18 protein-coding genes are annotated in these 14,157 nt (G+C 68.6%); 12 read left to right on the top strand and 6 right to left on the bottom strand.

The features are described 5' to 3' along the window. The first annotated feature begins 40 nt into the window (after window positions 1-40). From BJ980_RS00350 to BJ980_RS00385, 8 genes are all read left to right on the top strand, one after another. A complete protein-coding gene (locus BJ980_RS00350; RefSeq protein WP_179500463.1) occupies window positions 41-799 on the top strand; it encodes a pyrimidine reductase family protein in 759 nt (252 codons plus the stop codon). After that, a complete protein-coding gene (locus BJ980_RS00355; RefSeq protein ID WP_179500464.1) occupies window positions 792-1,301 on the top strand; it encodes a flavin reductase family protein in 510 nt (169 codons plus the stop codon). The genes BJ980_RS00350 and BJ980_RS00355 overlap by 8 nt, the downstream gene beginning before the upstream one ends. A gap of 205 nt (window positions 1,302-1,506) precedes the next feature. Continuing rightward, window positions 1,507-1,953: a hypothetical protein gene (locus BJ980_RS00360; RefSeq protein ID WP_179500465.1), complete on the top strand. Its 447-nt coding sequence runs from the start codon at window positions 1,507-1,509 to the stop codon at window positions 1,951-1,953. Window positions 1,954-2,204: 251 nt separating this feature from the next. Continuing rightward, entirely contained in the window at window positions 2,205-2,462 is a 258-nt protein-coding gene (locus BJ980_RS00365; RefSeq protein ID WP_179500466.1) for a hypothetical protein, read from the top strand. A gap of 108 nt (window positions 2,463-2,570) precedes the next feature. Continuing rightward, window positions 2,571-3,602: a citrulline utilization hydrolase CtlX gene (gene ctlX, locus BJ980_RS00370; protein WP_179500467.1), complete on the top strand. Its 1,032-nt coding sequence runs from the start codon at window positions 2,571-2,573 to the stop codon at window positions 3,600-3,602. A gap of 202 nt (window positions 3,603-3,804) precedes the next feature. After that, on the top strand, window positions 3,805-5,259 hold the full coding sequence (locus BJ980_RS00375) for a lytic murein transglycosylase (RefSeq protein WP_343047609.1): 1,455 nt from the start codon (window positions 3,805-3,807) through the stop codon (window positions 5,257-5,259). A gap of 216 nt (window positions 5,260-5,475) precedes the next feature. After that, window positions 5,476-5,874, top strand: a complete 399-nt coding sequence (locus tag BJ980_RS00380; RefSeq protein WP_246279895.1) for a phage holin family protein — start codon at window positions 5,476-5,478, stop codon at window positions 5,872-5,874. Then, window positions 5,861-6,070, top strand: a complete 210-nt coding sequence (locus BJ980_RS00385) for a DUF3618 domain-containing protein (protein WP_179500469.1) — start codon at window positions 5,861-5,863, stop codon at window positions 6,068-6,070. The genes BJ980_RS00380 and BJ980_RS00385 overlap by 14 nt, the downstream gene beginning before the upstream one ends. Window positions 6,071-6,139: 69 nt before the next feature. Here BJ980_RS00385 and BJ980_RS00390 read toward each other — a convergent pair whose 3' ends face one another. Continuing rightward, complete coding sequence (locus BJ980_RS00390; protein ID WP_246279896.1) at window positions 6,140-6,955, bottom strand: class II glutamine amidotransferase; 816 nt, start codon at window positions 6,953-6,955, stop codon at window positions 6,140-6,142. Window positions 6,956-7,026: 71 nt separating this feature from the next. On the opposite strand from BJ980_RS00390, the gene BJ980_RS00395 reads away from it, so the two are divergent. Continuing rightward, window positions 7,027-8,181 carry a carboxylate-amine ligase gene (locus BJ980_RS00395; RefSeq protein WP_179500471.1) on the top strand — a complete coding sequence of 385 codons (1,155 nt, stop codon included), beginning with the start codon at window positions 7,027-7,029 and terminating at the stop codon, window positions 8,179-8,181. Between the two features lie 414 nt (window positions 8,182-8,595). On the opposite strand, the gene BJ980_RS00400 is transcribed toward BJ980_RS00395, so the two are convergent. Further along, window positions 8,596-9,699 carry an FUSC family protein gene (locus BJ980_RS00400; protein ID WP_179500472.1) on the bottom strand — a complete coding sequence of 368 codons (1,104 nt, stop codon included), beginning with the start codon at window positions 9,697-9,699 and terminating at the stop codon, window positions 8,596-8,598. Between the two features lie 186 nt (window positions 9,700-9,885). On the opposite strand from BJ980_RS00400, the gene BJ980_RS00405 reads away from it, so the two are divergent. Further along, a complete protein-coding gene (locus BJ980_RS00405; RefSeq protein ID WP_179500473.1) occupies window positions 9,886-10,029 on the top strand; it encodes a GPGG-motif small membrane protein in 144 nt (47 codons plus the stop codon). Between the two features lie 10 nt (window positions 10,030-10,039). Further along, entirely contained in the window at window positions 10,040-10,333 is a 294-nt protein-coding gene (locus BJ980_RS00410; protein WP_179500474.1) for a DUF4235 domain-containing protein, read from the top strand. A gap of 135 nt (window positions 10,334-10,468) precedes the next feature. On the opposite strand, the gene BJ980_RS00415 is transcribed toward BJ980_RS00410, so the two are convergent. Genes BJ980_RS00415 through BJ980_RS00425 form a run of 3 tightly spaced genes read right to left on the bottom strand, consistent with a single transcriptional unit; the run spans window position 10,469 to window position 12,386 of the window. Next, window positions 10,469-10,666, bottom strand: coding sequence for a CDGSH iron-sulfur domain-containing protein (locus BJ980_RS00415; protein WP_179500475.1), 198 nt, complete (start codon window positions 10,664-10,666; stop codon window positions 10,469-10,471). Further along, entirely contained in the window at window positions 10,663-11,688 is a 1,026-nt protein-coding gene (locus BJ980_RS00420) for an iron-containing redox enzyme family protein (RefSeq protein WP_179500476.1), read from the bottom strand. The genes BJ980_RS00415 and BJ980_RS00420 overlap by 4 nt, the downstream gene beginning before the upstream one ends. Before the next feature lie 50 nt (window positions 11,689-11,738). Next, on the bottom strand, window positions 11,739-12,386 hold the full coding sequence (locus BJ980_RS00425; protein WP_179500477.1) for a class I SAM-dependent methyltransferase: 648 nt from the start codon (window positions 12,384-12,386) through the stop codon (window positions 11,739-11,741). 80 nt (window positions 12,387-12,466) lie between these two features. On the opposite strand from BJ980_RS00425, the gene BJ980_RS00430 reads away from it, so the two are divergent. Next, the gene (locus BJ980_RS00430) at window positions 12,467-12,985 is read left to right on the top strand and encodes a hypothetical protein (RefSeq protein WP_179500478.1); all 519 of its coding nucleotides are present in this window, start codon (window positions 12,467-12,469) and stop codon (window positions 12,983-12,985) included. A gap of 67 nt (window positions 12,986-13,052) precedes the next feature. On the opposite strand, the gene BJ980_RS00435 is transcribed toward BJ980_RS00430, so the two are convergent. Beyond that, a complete protein-coding gene (locus BJ980_RS00435) occupies window positions 13,053-14,156 on the bottom strand; it encodes a YihY/virulence factor BrkB family protein (protein WP_218855363.1) in 1,104 nt (367 codons plus the stop codon). Window position 14,157: the final 1 nt, after the last annotated feature.

The following is a 14,157-nucleotide window of genomic DNA, read 5'->3' on the forward strand; positions in this document are numbered from 1 at the left end:
TTGGCTGCCTCGGGAACGTTCAGATGGATACCGTGGCGGCATGCAGCGTCTCGAGCCCGGAAGCGACGTCCCGGATGCCTTGATTCCCTATCTGGGCGTCGACAGGACGCGAGGACCCCACGAGTGCTGGGTCACCGCGCACATGGTGGCCGGACTGGATGGGACCGCGGCCGTCAACGGACGGGTTGGCGCCCTGTCGACCGCACCGGACCAGGAGCTCTTCCGCCGGATGCGCCAGATCGCGGATGTGGTGCTGGTCGGCGCCGAGACGGTACGTCGTGAGGGCTACGGCCCGGTCCGATTGACCGAGCAGGCACAGGCCGACCGCGTGGCCCAGCGGCGTACGCCGATCCCGCCGGTCGCCGTGGTGAGCAGGAGCCTGGACCTCGACTGGGGCACCAAGGTGTTCACCGAGCCGACCGCCGAGGCCCGCACGCTGGTGATCACGTGCGCGTCGGCAGACCCCGAGCGGCGCGCTGTCGCCGAGGCACACGCGACGGTGCTCGTCGCCGGCGAGGACAGGGTGGATCCCGTGCAGGCGTTGGCGGCGCTGGCCGACCTCGGCCACCGCGTCGTGCTCTGCGAGGGCGGACCCAGGTGGCTCGGCGAGCTGGTCGCAGCCGATCGGGTCGATGAGTTGTGCCTGTCGATCTCGCCGATGATGGGCGGGGATCCGTTGCCGGTCAGCGTCACTCCGCCCGGTTCACCGCCCGCGGCCTTCGAGTTGCGCGACACGATGATCGAGGCGAACACCCTGTTCCTGCGATATGAGAGGCCGGGAGGTCGCAGCAATGGCTGAGGACGCATTCGACGAGTTGATGGCGGCGATCGACCCGCCGCTGATCGTCGTCACCACCGCCGCGGACGACGTACGGGCAGGCTGCCTGGTCGGCTTCCACTCCCAGTCGAGCATCTCCCCGGGCAACTACTGCCTGTGGCTCTCCAAGGCCAACCACACCTATCGGGTGGGCCTGCGGGCGACGCACTTCGGGGTGCAATTCCTCGACCGCTCCGACATGGCGCTGGCCGAGAGGTTCGGGACGCTCAGCGGTGAGGACACCGACAAGTTCGACGGCCTGGACGTCGAGGTGGGGGAGCACGGCACCCCGCTGCTCCGGGCCTGCGCCAACCGGATGGTGCTCAAGCGGACCGCCCTCCTCGACGACGGTGGTGACCACGTCTGCATCACCACCAAGGTGCTCTCCGCGCAGGCGGGTGGCGACCTGGAGCCGCTTCGCGTCTCGTCGGCCGCGCATCTCGAGCCGGGCCACGCGAGCGAGGAACGGGCGATCAGCCCCTGACCGCGGCAGCGACGCCGGCCGACCGGTGTCGTCGGCGCGCTCGGTCTTCGCGACGGTGCGCTTGGCTGGCACGAACCGACCGGCGCAGGGTCAGCACCACACGCACTGAACGGCGTTGGTTTGTCCCACCAAGTAGTGGGTAGTAACCGCCCGACGGCGTGCATCGCATGACGCGCCCGGACCCCCAACAGAGGACACACCAGACATGAATGCACGCATTCCGGCCCTTCTTCTGGCCGTGACCATCGGATTCGCCGGACTGACGGCCTGCGGCAGCGACGACGGCGACAAGTCCGACGAGGGCACCAAGACCTCGCAGGCCCCCGAGACGACCGAGACCGAGACCGAGCCGGCCGAGACCGAGGCGGCAGAGCCCGAAGAGGCTGACGACGCTGCCGGCAAGCCCTCCCGCGAGGACGTCGTCGCCGGTTACTCCAAGATCGTGACCGAGGGCAGCGAGCAGTCGGGCGTCGACATGCCTGACGACATCGTCAACAAGGTCGTCACCTGCTTCATCGATGAGGTCTACGACGACGCGTCGGCGCAGACCCTGCAGGCGCTGGCCGACTCGAACGCCGCTGGCATCGACCCCAACGACGCCTCGCTGTTCACCGAAGCGCAGACCACCTGCACGAAGGCAGCAATGGGCTGATCCAGGCCTCGCACAACGTCCGGCGTGCCCCGCGTCATCAGTTCCACTGACGACGCGGGGCACGCCGCTTCGTTTCCGCGGCAATGCACTACCCTTCGAACATGTGTTCGGAGTCTGTGGGTCGCAGTGGGCAGGAGTGCCTGCCGTTCGACCCACCCCCGGGCACATCCCCGCGTACATCCCCGCCCTCCCCGGCAGCCCCGTCTGCAACCCCACTCCGCGGCAATGACGACGGCGCGATCCGGCACCGGATGGTCGATGACGCGCTCGCCTCGCTCGGCTGGCCGGCGGGCACCGAGCTGGTGCTGGAGCCGTGCCGTACGCCGCAACGCGGCCAGGTCGTCCTGGCCCGCGACGGGGCGCAGGAACGGATCGGGATCTTCGAGGTGCAGCTGGGCCGGGCCGCGTTGCGCACCGACCACGGGTCGGTGTGGATCGGTCGCGCCTCGCAGGTGATCGGGGCGGTGACGGTCGCGGGCGCGCCGTTGACCGGCATGCCGCAGCGTTGAGCGTCCCCGCAGCCGCAGCCGCAGCCGCAGCCGCAGCCGCAGCCGCAGCCGCAGCCATGGTCTCCGGCTCGACATGCATCTGGCCGGGTTCCTCTATAGATTCCTAGGGTGAGTGCTCAAGCCCCCTCTGCAGTCGTCCTGATCCGCGCCAAGCGGTTCACCCCCAACCCCGCCACCGCGGCCGACAACGCCTTCCAGGCCAATGCGCCACAGGGCCAGTCGCACCACGCCACCGCAGCCAAGGCGGTCGCGGAGATGGACGCGGTGGCCGAGGCATTGCGCGAGGCGGGTGTCCGCGTGCACGTCTTCGAGGACGAGGACCACACCCGGCCCGACAGTGTCTTTCCCAACAACTGGCTCTCCACGCATGCCGGCGGCACCGTCGCGATCTATCCGATGTACGCCTCCAACCGCCGCCACGAGCGTCGGGCCGACGTTCTCGAGATGCTCAAGTCGGAATATCGCGTGCAGACGATCGTGGACTACTCCGGGCTCGAGCCCGATGGCATCTTCCTCGAGGGCACAGGCGCGATGGTGCTCGACCACGTCTCGCGGGTCGCGTATGCAGCTCGCAGCCACCGCGCGGACACCCACGTCCTCGAGCGCTTCTGCACCGACTTCGGCTATGAACCGATGGCCTTCGACGCGGTCGACTCCGGCGGGGTGCCCGTCTACCACACCAACGTGATCGCCTGTGTGGGCACGGAGGTCGCGATGATCGCGCTCGAGATGATCCCCGACGAGGCCCGTCGCAAGCAGGTCCGCGAGCGGCTCTCGGTCAACGGCCGCACCGTCATCGAGCTCACCGAGGAGCAGGTCCGCGAGTTCGCCGGCAACGCGGTGGAGCTGTGCGGTCGTACGCCGCAGGGGAAGCGCCGCTACATCATGGCGATGTCGGCACGGGCTCGTCAGAGTCTCCGCCCGGACCAGATCGCGGCGATCGAGGAGTCCTGCGAGATCGTCGCTGTCAACATCCCGACCATCGAGCTGGCCGGCGGATCAGTGCGTTGCATGATCGCCGGCGTGCACCTGGACCGGCGCCCGGTCGATGGGCCCCGCGAGCTCTCCGATGCCGTCGAGGCAATCAACGAGGACCACCCGGTGACTCCCGACGGGCGATTCGTGGCGCTGGCTGATTGAGCGGGGCCGGGCGAACCCGGTCGACCGAGCAGCCCTTCGGCGACAAGTGATCCCCGTTCGTGACCCTTTGATTTCCCCAAAAGTGGGGGACCTGTCGTGCCCTGCACGCATGGTTGTCCGATTGGGGCTGGTCTGGTTGCAGGCCTCGGCCTAGCGTGGACCGGGCGTCGGTGCCACGACGCAGAACCAGCAAGGAAAGCCCGTGAAGATTCGGTCAACGATTAATTGCCGCAGGAGCCTGGCCGCGGCCGCGGCGAGTGTGCTGCTCCTTGTCCTGCTGCCAGCAAGCACGTTGGCCGACGCACGCCCTGCCTCGGTGCCTGCGGCCCTCCACGGTGAGATGCAGGTGGCGTGGCCCGATCCGCTGCCCGCCGTTGTGGTCGGCGACCAGACCGGGTCCCGAGTCGTCGTCCATGCGTTCAGCGCCACAGGCACAGAGATCCCCGCCCGGGCACGTGCTGCCTATCAGCGCGCGACACTGGTGATGGCGGATGCAAGCTCGACCTGCCGAATGAGTTGGCCGTTGCTGGCCGCTGTCGGCCGGGTTGAGTCCGACCATGGACGCCACGGCGAGAGCCGGTTCGACGCCGAGGGTGTAGCGAGTCCGGGTGTCTATGGCGGCGTCTTGGACGGCTCAGGGGGCACCCGCAGGATCGCCGACACCGACGCCGGTGCGCTCGATGACGACACGAGGTTCGACCGCGCGGTCGGCCCGATGCAGCTTCTGCCGGGCACATGGTCGGTGGTCGCGGTGGACGGTGACGGTGACGGCCAGCGCAACCCCCAGGACATCGACGATGCGGCTCTCGCGGCCGCTGTCTACTTGTGCCGTTCCGGGGACGACCTGTCCACTGCCGAGGGACAGCGCGCTGCACTGCTGCGCTACAACCGCTCCTCGAGCTATGCCGAAGCGGTGATGCAGGTGATGCGCAGCTATGCCACCGAGGGCTCCGGAACCACCCTGCGTACGTCGTCGCCCGAGGTCGACGCGAACCTCGCCGCTGGTCCCACCGCGGTTGTGCCGGCCAGGATTGCGCTCTCACCTGCCCCAGAACGCGGTCGGGTGCGCCAGGCGGGCATGGCCGAAATGGCCGAGATGGTCGAGCCTGCGCCGTGGATCCCGGCGAACGCAGATGGGGGGCACGTCGGCGATCATGCCGCCACCTTCCGCGCACCGTTCTTCGGTCCCTTGGAGAGCAACGATCCGGTCCGGCCGGACCAGGACGAGGTGCCCTCGGGGGCGACGGAGATCGACGAGTCGCAGCCTCTGGCGCCCGCGGACGGAGATCCGGGCGAGCAGCACGTGGGCGACTCCTCGGTCGAACCGCACGTGGGCGACTCGTCGGTCGAGCCGCTCCCCAGTGGGGTCGAGGATCCGGCCCCGGGTCAGGCGGGCGAGCAGACGGGCAACCAGTCCGAGACCAGCGATCTGGCGCCGGAGCAACCGAAGCCGAAGCCGGAGCCGGTCGAGGAAGTCGAGGCCTCACTGCGCGAACTGGGCATCGACCCCGCGGCCGCGCGACAGCTGATCGCCGATCCCAGCACGATGGAGCTGGCACTGCGGACCTGTCTCGGCCACGACCCGGATGTCCCGCAGGACGCAACCGATGCCGGACAGCTCGACGTACTCCGCCGCCTCATTGCCTGCTCGTCCTGAGGTGAATCCAGCAGGAACGAGCCCACGGTTCCGACCGCTGATGCGGTCGAGCCCTGGGTGTTCTGGGACCTCCAATCCTTCGTTCCACGCTGACCCGGTCCCGTTCGCGGGAGGGTGTGCCGGGGAGGAGTGGGTACCGCTCAGGTGAGAGATCGAGCGTGACTGCTCGACCGTGACCGCACCACCATTTGGGAGGACATGATGGGTGAAACCGACATGACCCACGTTGAACCGACCACCGCGCAGCTCCTGCACCAGCTCTCCGAGGACACCCGAAGACTGGTCAGGGACGAGCTGCAGCTGGCGCAGGTCGAGATGAAGTCGAAGGTGAAGCACACCGGCATCGGTGCCGGTCTCTTCGGTGGCGCGGGCATCTTCGCGCTGTTCGGTCTCGGCGCCCTGATCGCCACCGCGATCCTCGCGCTGGCCCTCGTCGTCGACGCTTGGTTGGCCGCGCTGATCGTTGCCGTGGTCCTCTTCGTCATCGCCGCTCTGACCGGCCTGTTCGGCAAGAAGCAGATCGATGAGGGTGTGCCGCCGGTGCCGGAACGCACGGTCGAGAACGTGAAGAAGGACGTCGAGCAAGTGAAGGGAGCCGGACATGGCCACGCCTGAGCACAAGTTGGACCAGGCCGGGTTGCAGAGGGACATCGAAGACACCCGGGAACGACTGGGTGACACCCTCGACCAGCTCAGCGACAAGCTCAACGCCAAGAAGCAGGCCCGCGCGCACGCAAAGACGCTCGCCTTGGCCGGCTCGGTGGTCGTGGTGCTGACCGCGCTCGTCGTGTGGCGGCGCCGGAGTCGGTGAGGACCAATGCCTCGCGCCCGTCGCTCAGCAGGCGGCACGGCCGGGTGGCCCCCTGCTGTGGGCGGGCGCTCAGGTGCTGCGCTGCTCCAAGGTGATGACGGGGTCCAGCCGGGTGACCTCCCGGGTTGCCAGATCGACCATCACCGCGGTGTCGGCCGGCACTGCCGTCCAGCCCGGCTGGTCGAGACCGCTCGAGACGACTTCGATGCTGTCGGGACCCACCCGGTAGTCCATCGCGAAATATTCCGTGGTGTGCCGGGCCGGGATCTCGTCCTCGTCGTCGAACATCGCCCGCAGGGCGCGCAGCGGGGAGTCGGCGCGCGCGTTGATGTGGATCGCGAACATCCGCTCGGGGGTGAGCATCAGGGCATTGAGGCTGGACTCGGGGAACTTCTTGATCAACGTGGCCAAGGCCTGGGTGACCCCTTCGGCCTCTTCGCCATGCTCCTCGATGCTCTGACGAACGAAGCGGAAGTAGCGCTCGCTGTCGGTGTCGCCCAGCAGCGCTGCGCAGCTTGCCGGCGACAACAGCTCCTCGAGCTCACCGATGGGGGAGACATGGCCGTTGTGGGCGAACGCGAAGTCGTCGGCGAAGAACGGATGGGTGTTCTCAGGACGCACGTCGAGGCCGCCGGTCGCCCAGCGCAGGTGGACCATGCCGGCGCACGAGAGCGGCTCTCGCACGAGGTCGGCATACTCCTTGTCCACGGCGGCCGAGCGCGGCGACGTCGTGGTGCGGGTCGCGCCGTCCGCGGTGTGCCAGGCCATTCCCCAACCGTCGGAGTGCACCGCGGTCAACGACGTGAACGCCTCGAGGCCCTCGTCACCGAGCAGGTCCGCGACAGAGCGCTCGGATTCGGTCACATAGCCGAACAGTCGACACATCGCAGTGGGTCACCTCTTTCCTCTGATCCCACGCCCGGAATGCAGCGCAACACCGGACGAAGGTGGATTGCATGAATCAGCATTCCTCGGGCAGTACCCCGAAGGCGGTGCGGACAGTCGGCGTCGAGGAGGAGCTCCTCCTGGTCGACAGTCAGAGCGGCGTGGCCCGATCGGTGGCCCACCAGGTCCTGCGTGTGGCAGAACGTCGCGGTGACACCGAGCCCGACAAGGGCCAACTGGGCGGTTCGTTGGGTCCCGAGCTGCAGGAGCAGCAGGTCGAGACCGACACCCCGCCGGAGCGTGACCTGGACGAGCTCGGTTTCGAGCTGGTCCGGTGGCGGGAGAAGGCCCGGGCCGCCGCGGAGGAGTCCGGCGCGCTGGTGCTGGCCAGCGGGACGACGCCGTTGCCGGTGCAACCGAGGGCCTTCGACGACCCCCGCTATGTCGAGATCACCGAGCGCTTCGGCCTCACCGCGAGCGAGCAGCTCTCCTGCGGATGCCATGTGCACGTCTCGGTGGAGTCCGAGGACGAGGCAGTCGGGGCGATGGACCGGATCCGCGCTTGGCTGCCGGTGCTGCTGGCGCTGAGCTCCAACTCGCCGTTCTGGCAGGGTCGCGACTCGGGCTACGCGAGCTATCGGTCCCAGGTGCTCACCCGCTGGCCGACCAGCGGTCCCACCCAGCTGCACGGGGACGCCCGCGGGTATGCCGATCACCTGCGCCAGCTGGTCGACACCGGCGTTCCTCTCGATGAGGGGATGGCCTACTTCGACGCGAGGCCCTCCCAGCACTACCCGACCTTGGAGATCCGGGTCGCGGACGTCTGCCTGGACCCGCAGGACGCTGTCCTGGTTGCTGCCCTGTGCCGAGCGCTGGTGGACACCGCGTCGCGCGAGTGGCGAAACGACGTACCGCCCGACCCGGCCTCGGTGGCGTTGCTCCGCCTGGCCACCTGGCAGGCAGGTCGCCACGGCCTCTCGGGGACCCTGCTCGACCCGGCGACGCATCGTCCGCGTCCGGCTCGCGAGGTGGTGGATGCCTTGGTGGCGCACGTTGCGCCGGCCCTGCAGCGCTCGGGTGACCTGGCTTGGGTCGAGCAGCGGGTGGGCCATCTCTTCACCGAGGGGACCGGGGCCGACACCCAGCGCGAGATCCTGGAGAAGCAGGGTCGGCTCGACCGTGCCGTCGTGGAGCTGGCCCGGATCTCGGCCGGACCCGCCGACTGATCACAAGGATCAACGGACGACTCCGACAGCCCGCTGAGGGTTTTTGGTCAGCTCGACTCGGGGATCGGTTCCAGTGAGGGATGAACCTCGGGGTTCGCGTCCGGATCGGGTTCCGGCACATCGGGGGACTGGGGCTCGATGCTCGGATCGGGGCTGGGTAGCGGGTCTGTGCCCGGGCTCTGGGTCATCCACTCCGATACCCGCTTGCCGCAACGGCATTCTGGCCGGACATGGATCGCGGAACCCCTCACGGCGTACGGAGGGGTTCCGCGGTCCCAGCGCCGGGACGGATCGGTCGGCCGCGAGTGCGCGGGTCGCTGCCGAATCCGTTCAGTTCCCGTTGCCCGGAGAGTGGTTCTGTTGTAGCTGCGGGGCCAGTGCCGCCGCGATTCGCAGTACCCAACTTCATTGCTGTCAACGCACATCCGGCGCAGACTCGTGGGATTCCTCGTCGGGGGTCAACGAGACCAGGACCTTGCGCAGGGTGTTGACCAACGCGCCGGCTGCGAAGGCGTCGACCTGCTCCTCGGCCCGTTGTCGGCGAATGGCTTCGGCGAATCCTTCGGCTGCCTGCATGGCCGCGTCCAGCGACGACTCGTCCACCTCGGAATCCTCCACCGAGCGCAGCGCCTCGGCCGCGCAGTGCAGGGCCCGAGCCGCCGATGGCCTCAGGGCCGGTCCGAGTGCCACCCGTTCGAGCTCGGCGTGCTCGTCGTGGGCCAGGACGGACTTCATCTCCTCGACGAGGATGGTCAGGTCACGCAGCGCCTGGCCCCGTTGACGCTGGTGCTCCGCGGGACCTTGCCAACGGCGGGCGCGCCAGTTGATCCGCGGGACGTCCACCAGCTGGCCGATCAGCTCCTGGGCACGCTCCGACTGTGACCGGAGGACCGCTTCACCCTCGCGCCACTCCTCGGGCGTCGGCAGGGGACTGCGCTCGAGCCCATCCGCCATGCCGTCCAGCTGGTCGGCAAGGACGTTGCGCAGCGAGTTCTGCACGTTGTCCGTGGCGATCAATGGCATCGGTGGCACCGCGAGGTTGACCAGGACGCCGACAACGGCCCCCAGAGCGGTCAGTCCCAGATAGGCCAGGACATAGCGGGTGGGGTCCGCGCCGCCGACGATCAGGATGAACAGCCCGGAGATGGGCACCCAGCTGGCCATCGAGCCGACCCGCTTCCAGGCCCCGAGCACTGTGCCGAGTCCGACCACGATCGCGATCGAGAGGACTTCTGGTGTGGGGGCTGCGCGCACGCCCATTGCAAGCAGGGCGCCCAGGCCGATGGCGAGGACCGCCTCGACGGTCAGGCGCATCGAGTGGGCCAGGCGCGAGGAGACTGCGACCACCGCACCCAGGGGTGCGTAGTAGGCGTAGTCATCGGCGGAACCCCGGAGCGGCTGGACGACCAGCCAGGCCAGTGCTGCGGCGACGGCGGCCTTGGCCGCCAGCGGAAGCAACGGATGGCGTCTGGGCGCCTCACGCAGCCTTCGTGCGACGGACTCTTCCTGCATGGACATGCCACCTCCCCAACCCGCCGGAGGGGTACCCAACGTCCGCCTTCGTCATGCCTTCACCACCGGGTGGACACCGCCTGATCCGGGCGGTTTCGCGAGTGGTGGCCGGGTGAACGGGCGGCCGGTGGGTACCGGTGCTCCGAACGCGGCACGAGTCAAGATCGTGTCGCCGGACATATGGAGGCTCACATGGCACTCATCCTGTGGATCATCGCCGTCGTGCTGGTGGTCAGTGGAATCGTTTCCCTTTTCCGTGGCGAGGTGCTCTGGGGAGCCGTGCTGATCATCGTCGGACTCCTCGTGGGTCCCGGTGGCGTCAGCCTCTTCACCTGAGGAAGGCTCGATGACTGAGACGAAGTCGAGCACGTCCGCGAAGTTGCTCTACCGGCCCTTCGGTCTGGTCACCTCGATGCTGGCCGGACTATTGGCGAGCACGATCTTCAAGGCGGTGTGGAAGCGCGCCGCGCACGGCGAGGACGCAGATCCGCCCCGTCCCTTGGAGAGCGAGTACGGACTCAAGGAGATCGTGGCCGCCGCCGTCGTGCAGGGCGCCATCTTCGCCGTGGTGCGAGCGCTCACCGATCGTGGTGGCGCACGCGCCTTCGAGAGAGTGACTGGGGACTGGCCCGGCAACTGAGAACTCAATGACGCCGACCCGTCGGGAAGTGCATTCTTGGGGAATGCACATTCACGACGGGTCGGCGTCGTTGTTGTCCGAGCCAGCGTTGCCCGAGTGAGTGTTGCCCGAGTGAGTGCTGCGCGGGGTCAGTACTTACGAGGTGGGGATGAACTTGTGGGTTCCGTCGCACCACGGCTGCCGCTGGGACTTGTCGCAGCGGCAGACCGCCACCACCGGGCGGGTGATCGGGTGCTCCACCCCGTCGTCGTCGGTCCAGGTCTCGGCCCCGCGAACCAGGAGCGGCCCGTCGGGGCACTCCTGGAGTCGCGGCTCGCCACTGCGCAGCGTCATGCGTTCGCCCCAATCCGCTGTTCCCGGACGACCCGCGGACGGGCCTGCTCGACGTCCCAGCGCTGCGTCAACGCGGCTCCGGCGATCTGGTCCATCTTCAGGCAGCTGGCGGCGCCGAGGAGTACGTCGTCCTCGAGCCGCGGGTCCTGCTCGACGAGGGTGGCGCAGATGTTGCGGATCGCGAGCTGCTCATGGACCGCGTCCGCCTCGACGTGCTCGTCAAAGTAGTGCGCGGCCGCGTGCGGCAGACCCAGTCGTTCGGCACCGCCGACGATGCGCCGGCACGGTGCCGAGCTGGTCGCCTCGAAGGCTGCCAGGTGGCCCAGTGACGCACCGCGCAGTCGACGGCGCAGCGCGAACATCGACATCACGTTGTTGACCGCGAGCGTGCTGGCGCTGGCCTCGTCGATGTAGGCGCCATAGGTGCTGTCGAGCCCCAACGAGTCGAGGGCGCGCGCGAAGAGACCGGCATGTAACCGGTCGGGATCACCCGCGCCATATTCGTCGTACTGCACCTCGGCCAGCGCGGCCTTGGCCGGACCGTCGATGCGTGCGAGCACGAAGCTCTGCGGGTCGGACTCCTTGAGGTGATAGATGCTCCGCTGCCGCATGAAGTCCGAGAACTGCTCCTTGCTCGCCCGGCGTTGCAGGAACGTGGCGAGCGAGCCGCGGTCGAGCTCGTCGATCAGGGTGATCAGGCGGGTCGCGAAGTCGCCACCGGTCTCCTTGGCACGACGTACGTCGTCCCTGGTGAGGTCGCGCAGCAACTCTTCGAGGCACGCCTCCAGGCGCCCCCTCGAATGGATCAGCAGCGGGTCCCACTCGAGGTCGGGATCGACACCGTCGAAGCCGCGGTAGTGCAGTTCGAAGAGCATCCACAACGCCAGCTGGAAGTCGTCATCGTCGATGAGCTGGTCGACCGGGCGGGGAAGCGACGCCACCGACGGCTGGTCGCTGCTCCGGCCCGCGAGGATCTCGCACACCTGTTGGCTCAGGGGACCGCGAGGAGCGGGAAGTTGCATGAATTGTCTCCTTGGACTCAGGGCCGGTGCGGTACCCCGCTGGGCGTGAATCAGTCGGGGCGGCGCAACAGGGCGAGCACGCCGCGCTCGCCGTGGGAGCGCACCTCGGCAACGACCAGGTCGACCCGACCTGCCATCCAGTCACCCAGGCCGTCGGCCTGGGCGAGGCTGCCGATCTGCAGCACCGCGGCACCCTGTGGGTGCAGGCAGTCGTCGATCGTCTGCACGCAGGCCCGGGCGAGCGCCAGGCCGTCGTCCCCGCCGTCGATCGCGAGCAGCGGGTCCTCGGGAAAACGACCGGTCCGTGCCGAGGGCACCCAGGGTGGGTCGGCGACCACCAGTGGGAACGTCTCGCCCGTCTCGAGGCAGTCGGCCACCGGACGACGGCGTACCTCAACACGTTCGGCGAGCCCGGCACTCGAGGCGTTGGCGAGGGCGAAGTCACAGGCGACCGGGTCGAGGTCGACCAGCACGCCGTCGCGACCGCAGTGCGCGATCGCGAGCAGACCGATGTGCCCGGCGCCGGTGCAGAGCTCGAGGATCGGACCGTCGGGAACCACCAGCGAGAGCTCGGTGACCCAGGCCGACTGGGCCGTGGTCCACGCACGCGGCGTGAGCACGCGCTCGTCGTAGGCGATGGTCAGGTCGCCGAAGACCGCCTGCTGGGTCATCGTCGGGGAGGGCTCAGGGGTGCGCATGGCGGAGCAGTACCCACCGCGACGGCTTCTATGGTGGACGTTGGGTACTGGTCGGGTCCCGCGAACAATTGGAGGTCAAGATGCCCACGATCAACGACGAGCTGCTGCACGGGCAGCTGCAGCACCACTGGGCCGGCGCCTCGGCAGGGGTGCACTTCTTCGAGCGGGCGGCCGACACGCACGGCGACCCCCGGGTGGCCGCGGAGATCGGCCGGTTGGCCACCGAGGTCCGCGAGGACCGCGAGTCCTTGCGCAACATCATGCTCTCGGTCGGGGCCACCCCGTCCCTGGTCGCCAGTGTCGGTGCCCGCGCGGGAGAGCTGGTGTCCCGACTCAAGCCGAACGGGCGGATCGTACGTCGCTCTCCGCTCACCGATGTTCTCGAGCTGGAGGCCCTGCGCACGGCGGTCAACGGCAAGCAGAGCGGCTGGGAGCTGCTCCGTGCCGTGGCGGACCACGACGGCCGGCTTGACCCGAACCATCTCGACGAGCTGCTCCGTCGCGGCAAGAGCCAGCTGTCCCGACTCCAGGAGCTGCACCTGGGTGTGGCGCTCGACCTCATCGCCGGCGACGGAAGCTCGACCCGCACGGAGATGTGAGAGTGCGGTGATCAGCCTGTGCTGGCCAGCCTGTGCTGACTAGTGCAGGCTGATCACTCTGTGCTGATCACTCCTGGTCGGGCAGGTCCTGGTCCCGTCCGCGAGTGACCCGCAGTCGGCGGCCCCGGGCGATGTCCTCGGCCTCCTTCTTGGAGGCCTTGTCGCTCTTGCGGGTGTCCCTGGGCGGGAGCTGGATGGTCTGCTCGGCAGGCATCCCGGCCTGCAACTCACGGCCACGCTCCAGCTCTGCGTCCAACTCGGCGCCGAAGAGCAGCGCCAGGTTGGTGATCCACAGCCAGAGCAGGAAGACGACCACACCGGCCAGCGAGCCATAGGTCTTGTTGTAGCTGGAGAAGTTCGCGACATAGAAGCCGAAGCCCGCCGAGGCGATGATCCAGACCAGGATCGCGACGACGGCTCCGGTGCTGATCCAGCGGAACTTCGGCTGCTTCACGTTCGGCGTGGAGTAGTAGAGAAGAGCCACGATGCCGATCACCACCGCCAGCATCACCGGCCACTTGGCGATGTTCCAGACGGTGACCGCCACGGAGCCGAGCCCGATCGCGTCACCGACCGCCTGCGCGGCCGGCCCGGTGAGCACCAGGCTGAGCGCGACAAGGGCGGTGAGCAGGACGGTGACCACGGTGACCAGCAGCATCGCGGGACGAAGCTTCCAGATCGGTCGACCTTCGTCGATCTCATAGATCCGGTTCATGCCGCGGGCGAAGGCACCGACATAGCCGGACGCGGTCCACAGCGCCGCGGCGAGACCGACGATCAGGCCGAGCCCCGCGTTGGGCGTCGCACTCAGCTCGACCAGGGTCGGTTCGATCGTCTCCGCCGCGCCTCCTGCACCGACGTCGCGCAGGATCTGAAGCAACGTGTCGACCGTGTCGCGTCCCTGCCCGACCAATCCGACCAGCGACAGAATCGCGATGGTGGCCGGGAACAGCGCGAGGACCGAGTAGTAGGTGAGCGCGGCGGCGAGGTCGGTGCACTCGTCGTCGATGAACTCGCGGGCGGTCTTGCGAGCGATGTAGAACCACGAGGGCTTGGTCAGGTCGGTGGGGGAGTCCGGCTTGTCCGCGGCGTCGTGGGTCGCCTCGTCCGAGTGACGGCCATGATCCCGGGGATCCGCGGTGTTCCCGCGGTGTCGTGTGCTGCTCGTCATC

The sequence above is a fragment of the Nocardioides daedukensis genome (genome assembly GCF_013408415.1).
GTDB classification, from domain to species: Bacteria; Actinomycetota; Actinomycetes; order Propionibacteriales; family Nocardioidaceae; genus Nocardioides; species Nocardioides daedukensis.